11 protein-coding genes are annotated in these 14655 nt (G+C 66.8%); 9 read left to right on the top strand and 2 right to left on the bottom strand.

Going from position 1 to position 14655, the window contains the following annotated elements; translation table 11 throughout:
• Nucleotides 1-165: 165 nt before the first annotated feature.
• The 4 genes from AC5P5W_RS16530 (at nt 166) to AC5P5W_RS16515 (ending at nt 6783) form a co-directional block, all read left to right on the top strand.
• On the top strand, nt 166-2490 hold the full coding sequence (locus tag AC5P5W_RS16530) for a winged helix-turn-helix domain-containing protein (RefSeq protein ID WP_197575036.1): 2325 nt from the start codon (nt 166-168) through the stop codon (nt 2488-2490).
• A 115-nt stretch (nt 2491-2605) separates the two neighbouring features.
• A complete protein-coding gene (locus tag AC5P5W_RS16525) occupies nt 2606-3505 on the top strand; it encodes a helix-turn-helix transcriptional regulator (protein ID WP_032955994.1) in 900 nt (299 codons plus the stop codon).
• Nucleotides 3506-3554: 49 nt separating this feature from the next.
• Nucleotides 3555-6404 (top strand): TonB-dependent receptor plug domain-containing protein, encoded by a 2850-nt coding sequence (locus AC5P5W_RS16520; RefSeq protein WP_014648326.1) that lies wholly within the window; start codon nt 3555-3557, stop codon nt 6402-6404.
• A 169-nt stretch (nt 6405-6573) separates the two neighbouring features.
• Complete coding sequence (locus AC5P5W_RS16515; RefSeq protein WP_197575038.1) at nt 6574-6783, top strand: hypothetical protein; 210 nt, start codon at nt 6574-6576, stop codon at nt 6781-6783.
• A gap of 59 nt (nt 6784-6842) precedes the next feature.
• On the opposite strand, the gene AC5P5W_RS16510 is transcribed toward AC5P5W_RS16515, so the two are convergent.
• Together AC5P5W_RS16510 and ppa are read right to left on the bottom strand one after the other, a co-directional pair.
• Nucleotides 6843-7964 carry an HDOD domain-containing protein gene (locus tag AC5P5W_RS16510; RefSeq protein WP_197575040.1) on the bottom strand — a complete coding sequence of 374 codons (1122 nt, stop codon included), beginning with the start codon at nt 7962-7964 and terminating at the stop codon, nt 6843-6845.
• 152 nt (nt 7965-8116) lie between these two features.
• On the bottom strand, nt 8117-8653 hold the full coding sequence (gene ppa, locus AC5P5W_RS16505) for an inorganic diphosphatase (protein ID WP_005410935.1): 537 nt from the start codon (nt 8651-8653) through the stop codon (nt 8117-8119).
• 208 nt (nt 8654-8861) lie between these two features.
• On the opposite strand from ppa, the gene AC5P5W_RS16500 reads away from it, so the two are divergent.
• The 5 genes from AC5P5W_RS16500 to AC5P5W_RS16480 all read left to right on the top strand — a co-directional run bounded on the left by AC5P5W_RS16500 (nt 8862) and on the right by AC5P5W_RS16480 (nt 14606).
• Complete coding sequence (locus AC5P5W_RS16500; protein ID WP_495221287.1) at nt 8862-9332, top strand: hypothetical protein; 471 nt, start codon at nt 8862-8864, stop codon at nt 9330-9332.
• Nucleotides 9332-9805: a hypothetical protein gene (locus AC5P5W_RS16495; RefSeq protein WP_126411340.1), complete on the top strand. Its 474-nt coding sequence runs from the start codon at nt 9332-9334 to the stop codon at nt 9803-9805. The genes AC5P5W_RS16500 and AC5P5W_RS16495 overlap by 1 nt, the downstream gene beginning before the upstream one ends.
• Nucleotides 9806-9889: 84 nt before the next feature.
• Nucleotides 9890-10390: an RNA polymerase sigma factor gene (locus AC5P5W_RS16490; RefSeq protein WP_014038389.1), complete on the top strand. Its 501-nt coding sequence runs from the start codon at nt 9890-9892 to the stop codon at nt 10388-10390.
• A gap of 105 nt (nt 10391-10495) precedes the next feature.
• On the top strand, nt 10496-11431 hold the full coding sequence (locus AC5P5W_RS16485; RefSeq protein WP_049408701.1) for a FecR family protein: 936 nt from the start codon (nt 10496-10498) through the stop codon (nt 11429-11431).
• Nucleotides 11432-11687: 256 nt separating this feature from the next.
• On the top strand, nt 11688-14606 hold the full coding sequence (locus AC5P5W_RS16480) for a TonB-dependent receptor domain-containing protein (RefSeq protein ID WP_197575044.1): 2919 nt from the start codon (nt 11688-11690) through the stop codon (nt 14604-14606).
• The last annotated feature ends 49 nt before the right edge of the window (nt 14607-14655 follow it).

Raw genomic sequence — 14655 nt, 5'->3', positions numbered from 1 at the left:
CACGCGATAGGCGAGGTAACTTGCATAGGCTAGTATTCGCGCGCTCGATTGTTTTTGCGGTATGCGCCGATGCTTTGTGCGGAGTCTGGCTTTTCGCTGTTCCCAGGACGGGACCGTAACGAAGGCAAACACTGCCCGGGACCTGTCTCTACTGTGTAGCAGAAAATGAACAGCAGCGAAATACAGCCACCCGTGTCCGATCGGATACGGATAGGAGAGTGCATCGTCACTCTGTCCTCGCGCGAAGTCGAGGTCGTCGGTGCGCGTCGTCCGCGCCGGCTGACGCCGAAGGCGCTGGGCGTGCTGCGCGTGCTGCTGCGGCAGCCGGGCCGTGTGGTCACCCGCGACGAGTTGTTCGCCGAGGTGTGGCCGGACACGCTGCCGACCAACGATGTGCTGACCCAGGCCGTTACCCAGCTGCGCAAGGCGTTCAGCAACGACGACGACAGCGGCCAGGCCTACATCGAGACCATTGCCAAGACCGGCTATCGGCTTCTGGTACCGGTACAGGCGCTGGACGATGCGGCGCCGTCGGCTGCGGGCTTGCCTGACGACGAAGGTGTGGACGTGCAGCCCGCACTCGCCGCCGCTGCGGTGCTGCCCGCGCGCGCGCAGGAATCGCGCCGCCGCTGGCGCCATGTCCGCCGCCGCGTGCTGCTGGCGCTGGGCGTGTTGATGCTGGCCACGCTGCTGGTGATGACCACGCTGCTGCTGCGCCGCGCACCGGCCAGCAGTTCGCCGGTGGAGGCCGCCGTGGAGAACGGCACGCGGGTGATCGGCAGCCCCCAGCGTCCCTATCGGTTGATCACCGCAACCAGCGGCTTTGAAACCTATCCCACGCTGTCACCGGATGGTTCGCTGGTGGCCTATGAAGGCGCCAACGAAGATGGCAACGGCGGTGGTGCGATCAAGGTACAGACCTCCGGCAACGCGCCGGCGCGCCAGTTGCTGGCGCCGCCGGCCGGTGCCGTCGATCGATTCCCGAACTGGTCGCCGGATGGTCGCGAAATTGCCTTCGCACGGTTCTCCGCCGACGGTGGCTGCCAGGTGCTGATCGCCAGCGCAACCGGTGGCGCCCTGCGCCAGGCCACGCGCTGCGATGGCACCGAGCTGCTCAGCTTCGACTGGACGCCCGATGGTCGCGGCCTGGTGTTCGGCAGCATGGTCGGGCGCTACGCGCACCGTGGCATCCGCGTGCTGGACCTGGCCAGTGGTCAGTGGCGCGCGCTGGCGTACAGCGTCGACCAGGACGACTTCGACTACGCACCGCGCTACTCGCCCGATGGGCAATGGCTGGTGTTCGTGCGCAATCCGCAGCTGGGCGATCTGTGGCGGGTGCCGGCCGCGGGCGGTAAGCCCGAGCAGCTGACCAACGAGGCGGCAGAGCTGCGCGGATGGGCCTGGCTGGACGATGGCCGCACCATCGTGTTCGGTCGCCGCGTCGACAGCGAGGCGCGGCTCTATTATCTGGACGTCGAGCGGCACACGCTGCGCGATGCCGGCCTGGATGATGCGCAGTGGCCCGCCGTGTCGCGACGTGGCGGGATGCTGGCCTTCGTCCACCGGCGCGCGCAGTTCGGCGTGTTCAAGGTGCCGGTGCAGGGCAGCGGCGCGCCCGAACGCCTGTTTGCATCCAGTGGCCGCGATGGGCAGCCGATGGCAGCGCCGGATGGCCGCCAGCTGGTCTTCACCTCGGATCGCTCCGGCAGCTTCGCCCTGTGGTGGGCGGACATGCAGCGGCCGGATTCGCTGCGCCCCATTGAAGGGCTGCGGCCGGAAGCGCGGCAGGCACCGGACTGGTCGGCCGACAGCCGCCAGCTGCTCGTGGTCGGCCGCGACGCGCATGGGCGCACGGTGGTCTACGAGATCGCGCCACGCGATGAACGCCTGCAACCTTTGCCGGTCCCGGCCGAACAGCCGCTGCAGGCCCTGTATGGCGCGTCGCCGGAGCAGTTGTTTGTGGTCGAGCGCGATGCCGACCAGCGCACCCGGTTGAGTCTGTTCGACCGCAGCACCCAGCCCTGGCGCCGGTTGGCCAGCATCGAAGGGGTGTCGCAGGCGCGCTTCGACCGCAGCAGTGGCCGCGTGTTGTTCACCCGCCTGGCCGCAGGTGGCCTGTGGTCGGCCGACGCCGCGTTGTCGTCGGGCAGCGTGCAGCAGATCAGCGATGACCGGCCCAGCCGCTGGCGATACCGGGCCTGGACCGTGGCCGGCAACAGTGGCGTCGGTTACCTCGGCACTTCGAGCACGTGTGGCACCACCTTCGTGCGCATCCTGCCCGGCCGCGAGGAGCCGGAACGCTGCCTGGATGCGGAACGGCTCAGCGCCGGCAACGGACTCAGCGCCAGCGCTGACGGACGTGACCTGTTCGTGGCGATGGCGGTCAGCGATGGTGCCGACATCGGTGTGATGCGGTTGCCCGAACGCCCCCCCGCGCTGTTCCCGGCGTTCTCCAAGTTATTGTTTTTCAGGGGAAATGGGCCTTCGTAATTTCTTCGTCGGGATCTCGTCGCGAATTCGTGGCGATCTCGTCGGACTTTCCTGACGCGGTGCCGCCTGATTAGGCAAAACGGAGTCCTGTACTAGGCAAATCCGTGGTGCCCCCATGCGTCAACTCTCGCTGGCCGATCGCGGCCAAACCGTCTCCCTGGACCGGTCGCTCGACGATGTCACGCCGACCTGCCTGGGCGTGGCCCGGCTGGGCAGCCTGCAGACCGCCGGCTCCAGCTTCACTGTCTGGATGCAGGTGCGTGGCAGTTCGTGGGTGGAGGCCAAGGAAGGACGATTCCGCCTGCGCCAGGGCGAGTGGATCGCCTTCGAGAAGGAATCGCGGCCGTTGGTGCAGGCCGGTCGCAACGGGCTGTGCGTTGGCCTGAACCTGAACGTTGAAGCGCTTCGCGTGCTGACCGAGATGGCCGACTGTGGCCTGTATGCCGGTCGTGGCCGCATGAACCGCAGTGACGCCCGCGTTGCGCTGCGCTTGTGGCGCGATGCGCTGGCCAGCGGCCAGCCGGCCCAGGCCTTGCGTCCGCTGCTGCTGCACCTTGCTGGCCTGCAGCGTGGCCTGGCCGACAACGTGCAGCGCTGCCCGGGCCGCTCGCGCAGCCGCAAGCGCCAGGTGTTCGGCCGCATGCAGCGTGCGCGCCTCTATCTGGAAGGCAACAGCCACCGGGTGGTGCGCATCGGCGAACTGGCCGAACTGACCAACTTCTCCAGCTGGTACCTCTCCAAGACCTTCCAGAGCCTGTACGAGGAAAGCCCGCAGTCGCTTTCGGCACGACTGCGCCTCGAACGCGCCGCCGACCTGCTGCGCGACACCGACATGATGGTGGGCGAGGTCGCCGCCGCCAGCGGCTTCGACAACTGCTGCAGCTTCGCGCGTGCGTTCCGCGCCCGCTACGGCCAGTCCGCGTCGCGCTTCAGGGAGAACGGCGGCTTGCTCCCGCCACAATCCGCAAAGTCTCCGGTTGGTTCGCGCAAATACAGCGCTGCAACGCAATCGTAACGTGCTGGGGTGTTTTAACACGCTGCTAACACGTACCTTGGAGAGATAGATGAACGTTCGTAATCCCGCAGTGCGGTTCGGCTTGCTGCCGGCCGGCATTGCGCTGGCGCTGGCGCCGGCCTTTGCTTCGGCTCAGGAAGCAAAGGGCACCACCGACCTGGACCGCATTTCGGTCACCGGCTCGCGCATCCGCGGCGCCTCGGTGGAGACCCAGCAGCCGATCCTGACGATGACCCGCGAATCCCTGGAAAAGCAGGGCTTCTCGAGCGTCGCCGACGTGCTGAACAACCTGACCTCGGCCGGTTCCCCGGCCATTTCGCGTTCGGAGTCGCTGGCTTCGGGCGAGAACGTGGGCGGCTACTACGTCGACATCCGCAACCTGGGCGCCGAGCGCACCCTGGTGCTGATGAACGGCAAGCGCCTGGGCGCTTCGACCTCGGGTCTGCAGGACCTGAGCCAGATCCCGATGTCGGCCGTTGAGCGCATCGAGATCCTGAAGGACGGCGCCTCGTCGATCTACGGTTCCGACGCCATTGCCGGCGTGGTCAACGTGATCACCCGCAAGAACTTCGACGGCGGCGAAGCCAATGTCTACGTCGGCCAGTACGGCAAGGGCGACGGCGACAGCGAAACCTATTCGATGACCCTCGGTGCCCGCGGTGAGCGCGGCAGCCTGACCCTGTCGGCCGAGTACTCGAAGCAGGATCCGGTGTGGGCCAAGGACCGCTGGTACAGCCGTGACGGCTCGCTGGGTCCGAACTCCACCTCGGCTGATTGGAGCCCGATCAGCCAGAACGGCAGCTGGTGCAACCCGAAGCTGTACGACTGCAGCAAGTCGAGCGCGGTGTGGCAGACCCTGAACCCGGGTGGCAATCCGAAGAACCCGAACGACTACCACGCGATCACCGAAGACGAGTTCGCCAACTCGAACGAGCAGATGACCCTGCTGACCGGTGTGAAGCGCAAGTCGGTCTACATCAACGGCACCTACGACTTCACCGATTCGATCAGCCTGAACACCGACGTGCTCTACAACGAGCGCCAGACGTTCCAGCAGATCGCCGGCTATCCGTACCAGTCCGCTTCCAAGTCGATCAACACCCCGCTGTCGGCAGACAGCGCCTTCAACCCGGTTGGCCAGGACGTCAGCTTCCGCCGCCGCCTGTGGGAAGTGCCGCGTACCACTGACAGCCAGCTGAAGACCCTGCGCTTCGCTCCGACCCTGACCGGCTTCTTCGAGCTGGGTGGCAAGACCTTCGACTGGGATGTCGGCGCGCTGTGGAACCGCAACGAGTCGATCAAGAGCAACCGCGGTGACATGAGCCTGATCGGCGCGCGTCAGGCGCTGGGCCCGTCGTTCATCGATGCCGGTGGCGTTGCCCGCTGCGGCACCGCCGCCAACCCGATCCTGGGCGATTGCCGTCCGTGGAACCCGCTGCTGCCGTACGGCGTTGAGGGTCAGGGCTCGCTGGCGAACCAGGAGCTGCAGGACTTCCTGTTCCCGACCTTCACCACCCGTGGCGTCACCAAGACCACCAGCTTCACCGCCAACCTGTCGGGCGCCATCGTGACCCTGCCGGCCGGCGACCTGGGCTTCGCCCTGGGTGTCGAGCACCGCAAGGAAGAAGGCAGCTACGTGCCGGACGCCTTCGCACAGTCGGGCCAGTCCACCGGCCTGGGCCAGAAGCCGACCCGCGGCCAGTACGATCTGAACGAGGTCTACCTCGAACTGAACGTGCCGCTGCTGGCCGACATGGCCTTCGCCAAGGAACTGACCCTGAACGTTGCCAGCCGTTATTCGGACTACAGCAACTTCGGTGGCACCACCAACAGCAAGTTCGGCCTGACCTGGCGTCCGCTGGATGAACTGCTGGTCCGCGGCACCTACGCCGAGGGCTTCCGCGCTCCGACCATCAGCGACCTGTACGGTGGCCTGAGCTCGAGCTTCGAGTCCTACATCGATCCGTGCGGCGTGAAGGCTCCGGGCAGCGTTGCAGGCAATGCCGCGTGCTCCGGCGCAGGCGTGCCGGCCAACTACGTGCAGCTGGGCCAGGCGGGCAAGGAATGTTCGACCCTGCCGTGCCAGTCGGGTGACCAGTTCATCTCGGGTGCCAATCCGAACCTGAAGCCGGAAACCTCCAAGAGCACCACCTTCGGCCTGGTGTGGAGCCCGCGTTGGGTGCAGGGCCTGGACGTGTCGCTGGATTGGTACAAGTACGAAATCAGCGACATGATCATCGCTGACAGCGTCGACCGCATCCTGCGTGACTGCTACGTGCTGGGTAACGCTTCGCGCTGCTCGAGCGTGACCCGTGCGGCTGACGGCCACGTCAGTGCGATCACCTACGGCACCGCCAACCTCGGCAAGATGGAAACCCAGGGCTACGATCTGGGCATCAAGTACCGCCTGCCGGAACTGGCCATTGGTCAGTTCAGCATCGACTGGCAGACCAGCTACACCGCCAAGTACGACGAGCAGCGCCAGAACAGCGCGGGCGACAACATCATGGTCGGCCGCGTCAGCGAGCCGGGCCTGTTCCGCGTGCGTTCGAACCTGGGCGTCAACTGGCAGTACGGCGATTTCGGTGTGAACTACACCGCGCGCTACTACTCGGGCATGAAGGAAAGCTGCATCTCGCTGGCTGACGGCTGGTGCGATGCTCCGAACCACATGGCCAACGGTGAGACCGATCCGCTGCGTCACACCGGTTCCAACACCTTCCACGACCTGCAGGTCAGCTGGAAGGCGCCGTGGGATGCGACCATCGCCCTGGGCGCGAACAATGTGTTCGACCACAAGGGTGCCCTGCAGTACTCGGCTCCGAACTCGGCATTCGCCTACTACGGCGGCTTCGACGTGGGTCGCTTCCTGTACATGAAGTACACCCAGCGCTTCTGATCCATCGAAGTGCGGTAGCAACAGAAGGAGGGCGGACCGCAAGGTCCGCCCTTTTTCTTGTAGGGGAATTCCGGAAATTGTTGGAAGGTGAGCGCAGTCACGGTCCCGTCGTGTCGTAATCAACACAGTCAGGAGGTCCACTACCGGACGCTTGCATGTGGAGAGGGATATGAAGAACACGTTGCTGCGGCAGGCATCCGCCGCTGCATTGATCTACGCAACGCTGGTGGGCGCGGTGTTCTCGCAGGGCCTCGGGGTCTGCGGCGGTGGGCTCTACTGCGAGGAGTTCCGCCAGCAGTGCCTGGCCAGTGGCAAGTCACCGGTCATCTGCGAGTCGCAGTACCGTCGCTGCGTGCAGGACGCCTGCGGTACCCGCTGACATGGAAAGGGCGCACCTTGTGGGTGCGCCCTCTGTCATCCGGACATCATGCAACGCGCTCAGGCGTCGCTGGGCACCAGTCCCATCAGCGCATTGGCGTGTTCGCGCCATTGCGGCAGTTTGTTCAGCACGCCTGCGCGCTGCAGGTAGTCCTCGTCCACCGGATCGCCATTGACCAGCGCCAGGGCCACGTGCACCGCACCGGTCACCCAGAAGCTGCGGGTGTTGGCGCGCTGCGGCTGCAGGTGGAAGGCCACCGCTTCGATGATCGGCATCGGCAGGCCCCACAGGCCCAGCAGGTAGGCGCCGGCCTCGGCATGGCCAGGGCGGGTGTCGCCGGCCAGCGAGGGCTCGCTGCGCTCGTTGCGCACACCCGGCAGCAGCAGGCCGATGTCGGCCAGCAGCGCGGCAGTCGCTCCCAGTTCGGCACTGGATTCGGGCAGCAGGCGTGCGGCGAGCCGCGAGGCCAGCAGTGCGCGCTGTTGCAGCGAGTTGCGCTCGGCGGCCGACAGCGTCGGTGCGGAGAACACTTCGCTGGCCAGCACCAGGTCACGCAGCGTGGCCAGGCCCAGCCGGGTCACGGCGGTGCGCAGGTCGGCAATGGTGCGGCCCTGGCTGAAGAAGGCGGAGTTCGACAGTTGCAGCACCTTGGCGGCGATCGCCGGATCGGCGGCGACCAGCTTGGCGACATCGGCACTGTCGGCGTCGTCGTCATGTTCCAGGGCCTGGGTCAGGCTCAGGTACAGGTGCGGCGGCGAGGGCAGTTTCTCGATACGGCCGATGGCATCGCGCAGGCGCGGGCTGTCCAGCACTTCGCGCAGTTCTTCCAGGCTGGTCAGTGCCTCCAGCAGCACTTCCGGCGCCAGCGGCAGCGGTAGGAAGCGGTGGGCGACACCAATGAGGCGCGCCGGCGGCGGCCGGTTGCCATACTGCGCATCGACCAGCGCGATGCGGATGGTCTCCGGGCGCAAGGTCCGGATCTGCCCCAGCAGCGTGGTGGCATTGAGATCCGGCAATTGCGGGCAGACGATCACCGCGTCCACGCCCTGCGTGGCCACCGCGGTCATCGCGGCCTGGCCATCGGTGGCGGTCAACGGCTGCCAGTCTTCCCCAAGATCGGCAATGAATTCGGTCAGCTCGGCCGGCAGGCTGGCTGCATCCCCAACAAGCAGAATACGCACGACACATTCCCCTGGCTGTCTCGACGATGGATGTCGATGACGTGTGAAGTGACGCAATTTACCTAATACGGCAGCAAGAGTGATGTGCCGTCGTCATGAAACGTGACCCGCATCGCTCCGGCAGGGTACCGCCGGAGCGATCCGGTTCAGGCTCAGGCCTTGCTGTCGAGATGGCGCTGGTGCGCCTCGATCAGGATCTGCTTGGCCTCAGCGGCGCCGCCCCAACCGTCCAGCTTGACCCACTTGCCCTTCTCCAGGTCCTTGTAGTGCTCGAAGAAGTGGCCGATGCGCTCCAGCCAGTGGCTCGAGACCTGGGCGATGTCTTCGACGTGGGCGTAGCCGCTGAAGATCTTCGAGACCGGCACGGCCAGGATCTTCTCGTCGCTGCCCGCCTCGTCGCTCATCTTCAGCACGCCGACCGGACGGCAGCGCACGACCGAGCCCGGCACCAGCGGCAGCGGCAGCACCACCAGCACGTCGGCCGGATCGCCGTCGCCGCACAGCGTGCTCGGCACGTAGCCGTAGTTGCACGGGTAGCGCATCGGGGTGGAGAGGATGCGGTCGACGAAGATCGCGCCGGTTTCCTTGTCCACTTCGTACTTCACCGGCTCCGAGTCCTTCGGGATCTCGATGATGACGTTGATTTCTTCCGGCGGGTTCTTGCCGGGCGAGACGAGTTCCAGACCCATGGTGTGCTCCAGGTGGGGGGATATAGACGGATAGCTCACCATTTTATGCCTTTGCCGGGCGCTGTGCAGCGGGCGGGTCGCCGACCTGCCGACGCGGCAAGGCCTGACGGGGGGCGCCGCCCTTGGCCGATGGGCCAGGAGGGCAGGCCGGCGCAGGCTGGACGCTCATTCCCGAGGAGTTCCGCCGATGTCCTGGTATGCCCGATGCATGGGGGGCGTGCTGTTGCTGGCGTCCCTGCCTGTCTCCGCCCGCGGTCTGCACGTGGACCTGATCGATTACCCCCGGCCCGAGGCCAACTGGGAGCGCGCCTACGGGCTGCAGGCCGCCCTGGCAAGGGAGTTCGACCGGCTCTGTGCCGATACCTGGTGCGAAGGTGAGTACAGCAACTACCGGGTGATGGAGGTCCGCTGCGCGGTGCTGGCCCATCGCGGAACGGTGCAGCGCTGCGCCTGGGTGGTGGTGGCCAGCGAGCTGGCCGTGCAGGCCGATACCGGGGAGGTGCAGGTCGACAATGGCCGCTGGGTCTGTCCGTTGGAGTTGGGGCCAGGGGTACCTGTTGACGCCTTCCATGCTTCACTGGAAGCACCAGATGGCCTGGCGGCGGCCCTGCCTGGACTTGACCATGGCCTGTTCGATGCGCTGCCGGACTGCCTCCGGAAGACCGGGAGGGCGGGGTGATGCGCGTCTTCCCGGCACGATGGCTGGTCTGCGCGCTGCTGATGGCAGCCAACGCCCAGGCGACCCCTCAATTTGTTGATGCCCGTGACTACCCGAATCCGGCAACCGGGCGCGAGCGCTTCCTGGCGGCCGAACGTCTGTTGGTGCGCGGCTTTGACGATATCTGTGGGGATACCTTCTGCGAAGGGCAGTATTACAACCTGCGGGCGATGCGCTTGCGTTGCTCAGTGCAGCGGGCCACCGGTGTCGTGGCCCGTTGTGTCTGGACGTTCGCCGGGAGCTACACCTGGGTCCAGAAGACCGGGCAGATCGATGTTGACCAGGGACGCTATGCCTGCATGCTGCCACTGGCGGCGGGAACCCGCTTGGACGAGCTGCTGGCAGCGTGGGAGCGCGCCGGGCATGAAGCCCTGCATGCCACCCTGCCCGGAACCAGCACCCACGTTTACGAGGGGCTGACTGATTGCCTGTGACCATTTCGACAATGCAAACGTGACTGATTCGCATTTGCGGAGTAGCATGCGCGGCGCCTCCCGTCTGTCGTCCCGGCTCCGCGCATGTCCTCCAATGCTGCCTCCCTCACCGAACTGCTGATCCGCGAGCGGCCAGCGCTGCTGCGCCGGGTGCAACGGATACTGGGGGGCGACAACGGCGCCGAGGACGTGATCCAGGCGGTGTGGTTCAAGGCCCGTGGGGTCGATGACAGCCAGGCCATCGACAATCCGCGCGCCTATCTGTACCGGCTGGCCGCCAACCTGGCCACCGACCACGGCCGCGAGTCGACCCGGCGCAACCGCCTGTTGGCCGATCACTACCTGTGGGGGCCGGACGAGGTGATCTCCACCGAAGAGCAGGCCATGGCGCAGGACGAGCTGCAGCGGGTACTCGACGCGGCCGGCCATCTGCCGGAGCCGACCCGCACCATCTTCCGGCTCAACCGCCTTCAGGGCCTGACCCAGGCCGAGATCGCACGCCGCCTTGGGGTATCGGTGACCACGGTGGAGAATCACGTACGCACCGCGCTGCAGCGCCTGGCCTGGGCCCGCAGCGGCCGATGATCGCGCCGCCTTGGGGCTGGCCTTCGCGCAAACGTCTTGATCATTGGACCGTGGATGCGGTCCAGTTCCCCCGCCCCGCGCTTGAATGCGCCTGTCCGCCAGCCGATGAGCCCGCCGAACATGCTGCCTGCCGCCAATGACGATGCCCTGGCCGAGCAGGCCCGGGACTGGATCGCGTGGCTGGCCTCGGGCGATATCAGCGACGCGCGCATGCAGGCGTTCGAACACTGGCTGCAACAGCCGGGGCACCGCAGGGCCTTCGAACACGAGCGCGCGCTGTGGCGCAGCGTCGGGCCGCGAGCGCAGCCGGCCCGCGTGGCTGGTCGACGCCCGCGCCGACGGCGTTGGGCCATGGCTGCGGCGGCAATGCTGGCGATGCTGGTGGCATGGCCGGAGGCGTGGCTGCGCCTGCAGTCCGATCACCGCAGCACGCACCAGGTGCAGAACGTACTGCTGCCTGATGGCAGCCGTGCGGTGCTGGACGCCGACAGTGCGATTGCCGTGCACTTTGATGCGAACGCCCGCCAGGTCGAGCTGTTGCGCGGGCGTGCCTGGTTCGAGGTCAGTCCGGATGCGCAGCGACGTTTCAGCGTGCGCGCCGGCAATGGCGTGGTCGAGGACATCTCGACCGCCTTCACCGTGGCGCGGGGCCACGACCAGGTGGAAACCCAGGTCGGGCAGGGCAGGGTACGGATGGCCAGCCCGGTTGACGGTGGCTGGACCTACCTGCAGCAGGGCCAGCGCGCGGCCTACGGTGAACACAGTGGTGTGAGGCGATTGGGGGACGTTGCGGCCGACAGCGTCGGCGCCTGGCGTCAGGGCGAGCTGCTGTTGGAACAGGCCCGCGTCGCTGACGCGGTGCAATGGGTGGGGCGCTATCGCGCTGGCCCGACCTTCGTGCGTGGTGATCTATCGCAGCTGCCGGCGGTAAGCGCGGCGTTGCGCATCGACCGCCCGGAACAGGCGCTGGATGCGCTGGCCGCGACGGCTGGATTGCAGGTGACCCGGCTGCCGCTCGGCGTCGCCATCGTCCATCGGTAGATCCACGCCATTGCCCCGGTGCCGACCAACGGTCGGCACCCACCACTGCAACCAGCCACGCAACCGTCGGCACCCACCACTGCAACCGGGCGCGCAACCGTCGGCACCTGCTTCGACTGCAAATCCCCTTGGGGTTGCCACGCTTTCATCCGTCTTACTCCGCGAACGTACCCGCCGCCGCCACGTACGTCGCCGTGTCCGCCCGTGTTGCGGATGACGCCGCGTTCGCGGCACCGATTACCTGACAGGTTCCCCCATGTTCGACTTCCATCGCCCGGGCCGCGTGCTGCGCCCGTCCCGCCTGTGCATCGCGTTGCTCGCCGCCGGCCTGGCCAGTGCCGCGCCGTCCGTACTGGCGCAGAGCGCCAGCAGCGACCACGCGGCCGTGCTGCGCTTCGATATTCCGGCGCAACCGCTGGATGACGCGCTGCGCAGCTACATGCGCCAGTCCGGTGTGCAGGTGGTCTATCCCGCATCGCTGGCACGTGGCGTAACTTCTCGCGCGGTCGGCGGCAGCCTGTCGGCCAACGAGGCGCTGCAGCAGCTGCTGCAGGGCAGTGGCCTGGCAGTGCGCCGGGTCAGCGCCGATGCGGTCACCCTGGAAGCGGCAACGCCGTTGCAGGCCGACAGTGGTGTGATCGTCACCGACACGCTGAGTGTGGCCGGCGACCGCGTCGGGAGCGGCGCGACCAGTGATGAAGCACGCCTGCTCGACAGCTATCGCAGCGTGGGTTCGACCACCACGCTCAATCGCACGCATCTGGAGCGTTTCCGCGGCACCTCCAACGGCGACATCGTCAAGGGTGTGGCCGGTGTCACCGCCGGTGATCCGCGCGTGGGCAACGGCTTCGACGTCAACATCCGCGGTATCCAGGGCCAGGGCCGCGTGCCGGTGATCATCGACGGTGGCCAGTCCAGCATGGATACCTACCGTGGCTACGCCGGCCAGTCGCAGCGCACCTACCTCGACCCGGACCTGATCTCCAGCCTGACCATCACCAAGGGGCCGAGCCTGCAGGCCAACGCGTCCGGTGGCATCGGCGGCGTGGTCGAGATGGAGACGTTGAAGATCGGTGACGTGCTGCGCGAGGGCCGCGACGTCGGCGTGCGCGTGCGCGGCGGCCTGGCCAATGGCAGTGCCAACAGCCTGCCGTCCTACAGTGCGGCACCGCGCACCGATCGCAGCGCCACCGGCAGCCAGTTCTTCAACGTGGCCGCCGCAGGGCACTGGGACCGCTTCGATCTGGTCGCCGCTTACGCCTACCGTGACAACGGCAACTACTTCTCCGGCCGCCACGGCTACGACGACTTCCCGCAGGATCGGCGCACGCTGGCGCCGCTGAATCCGCCGCGCACCGAGGTTTTCAATACCTCTTCGCGCTCGAAGTCGGCGCTGCTCAAGGGTACCTGGCGCATCGATGACACGCAGACGCTGGAAGCCGGCTATCGCCGCTATGAAGGCACTGCCGGCGAGATCATGGCCTCGCAGATCATCCGCGTGGATCGTGACCGCATTCCACAGTGGGATCCGGGCCACGTCGACATGGACAGCTACAGCCTGCGCTACCGCTTCAATCCGGACAGCGAGCTGATCGACCTGCGCGTCAACGCCGCGTACACCGACACCGACAGCGTGATGTACAACAGCCTGACCGGCATCACCCCGTGGTACTTCGACCGCCGCACCGAGTGGTACGACGCGCCCAGCTTCAGTGGCGACCCCGGCTACAAGGATGCCTACCGCAATCCGCTGCGACAGAAGCGCTTCGGCCTGGATGTCAGCAATACCTCGAAGTTCGACACCCGGGCCGGCGCGTTCACGCTGGACTACGGCCTGTCCTACAGCGACGAAGACATCGCGCCGGGCAGTTCGGGGCCGGTCATGCACGACGATCTGGTCAACAACCGTTTCCTGCGCAACGCCGAGCGCAAGGAATACAGCGCGGTGGCCTCGCTGAAGTGGCAGCCCGATGAGCACTGGGAGCTGCTGGCCGGTGGCCGCTGGAACCGCGTGGATGTGCATGACCGCAACCGCCTGGCCACGCCTGATGCCTATGAGGTGCAGGGCCAGTACCGCTACACCGAGCTGCTCAATGGCAACCCGGCGCTGCCGTCGTGGCGGGCCAAGCGCATCGCGCTGCTGAACTGGTATCCAGATGCCAACGGCAACTTCACCCAGGAATCGCTGCTGGCTTCGCCGTACAAGAAGGGCACGGTGGCGGACATCGCGGGCTGGAATTTCTACGACGCCGGCAAGGCGCAGGACCTGGAGGTGCCGGTCAGCTGGACCTGGTCGCAGCCGATCCGCCGTCGCGACAGCGCGTTCTCGCCGACCGCCAGCGTGGCCTACCGCTTCAGCGAAGACACCCTGGTCTACGTGAAGTACGCCGAAGGCACCAAGCTGCCGAGCCTGTTCGAGACCACGCTGGGCCTGTTCACCGCCGCCAAACCGGTGGGCGAGCTTAAGCCGGAGCGCGCGCGCAGCTGGGAAATCGGCGCCAGCACCCTCCGCTACGACCTGTTCACTGCCGGCGACCGCTTGGCGCTGAAGCTGGCGTATTTCGATACCCGTATCGACGACCTGATCACCCGTGACTACCGCACGCTGTCGGCGGGCCTGATCCGCAACGTCGACCAGTTCAAGGTCTCGGGCATGGAGTTCCAGTCCAGCTATGACAGCGGCAAGGTATTTGCCGATCTGTCCGCGCACTACTACTTCAAGGCCAAGACCTGCGCGCCGGACATCGCCGCCGAGCGCCGTGCCTATGGGGCGCAGCGCAGGAACGGCGAGCTGGCCAACACGCCCGACTGCGTGGACGGCGGCTTCGAGGGCTCGTACACCAATACCCAGAACCCGCCGCGCTACATGGTCAACCTGACCCTGGGCTCGCGCCTGTTCGAGGAGCGCCTGACCTTCGGCACCCGCGTGGTCCACAACGCCGGCCCGATCAGCAAGCTGGACAAGGACTGGAACGTGGGCCTGTCGGCGATCCAGCAGCTGTACCGGCCAACCACGCTGGTGGACCTGTTCGCCAGCTGGAGCTTCAACGACCAGCTCTCGGTGGAAGCCGGCGTGGACAACCTGACCGACCGCTACTACCTGGACCCGCTGGCCCTGGGCGTGATGCCGGCACCGGGCCGTACGGCCCGGCTGGCGTTGACCTGGAAGTACTGATCGGTCGCGGATGAGCGCTGGGGTCGGATCCCTTTCCTGCGGAAAGGGC

The organism is Stenotrophomonas sp. YJH_SMC_123 (genome assembly GCF_059368215.1).
Note: the sequence above shows the minus strand (reverse complement) of the source record. Positions and strands in the feature narration are given on the sequence as shown.

Bases quoted from the DNA above. Each gene is read 5' to 3' on its own strand.
- AC5P5W_RS16495 (WP_126411340.1), top strand. From the start codon at position 9,332: ATGCGCGTCTTCCCGGCACGATGGCTGGTCTGCGCGCTGCTGATGGCA.
- AC5P5W_RS16500 (WP_495221287.1), top strand. From the start codon at position 8,862: ATGGGGGGCGTGCTGTTGCTGGCGTCCCTGCCTGTCTCCGCCCGCGGT.
- AC5P5W_RS16525 (WP_032955994.1), top strand. From the start codon at position 2,606: ATGCGTCAACTCTCGCTGGCCGATCGCGGCCAAACCGTCTCCCTGGAC.
- AC5P5W_RS16520 (WP_014648326.1), top strand. From the start codon at position 3,555: ATGAACGTTCGTAATCCCGCAGTGCGGTTCGGCTTGCTGCCGGCCGGC.
- ppa (WP_005410935.1), bottom strand. From the start codon at position 8,653: ATGGGTCTGGAACTCGTCTCGCCCGGCAAGAACCCGCCGGAAGAAATC.
- AC5P5W_RS16530 (WP_197575036.1), top strand. From the start codon at position 166: ATGAACAGCAGCGAAATACAGCCACCCGTGTCCGATCGGATACGGATA.
- AC5P5W_RS16490 (WP_014038389.1), top strand. From the start codon at position 9,890: ATGTCCTCCAATGCTGCCTCCCTCACCGAACTGCTGATCCGCGAGCGG.
- AC5P5W_RS16480 (WP_197575044.1), top strand. From the start codon at position 11,688: ATGTTCGACTTCCATCGCCCGGGCCGCGTGCTGCGCCCGTCCCGCCTG.
- AC5P5W_RS16515 (WP_197575038.1), top strand. From the start codon at position 6,574: ATGAAGAACACGTTGCTGCGGCAGGCATCCGCCGCTGCATTGATCTAC.
- AC5P5W_RS16485 (WP_049408701.1), top strand. From the start codon at position 10,496: ATGAGCCCGCCGAACATGCTGCCTGCCGCCAATGACGATGCCCTGGCC.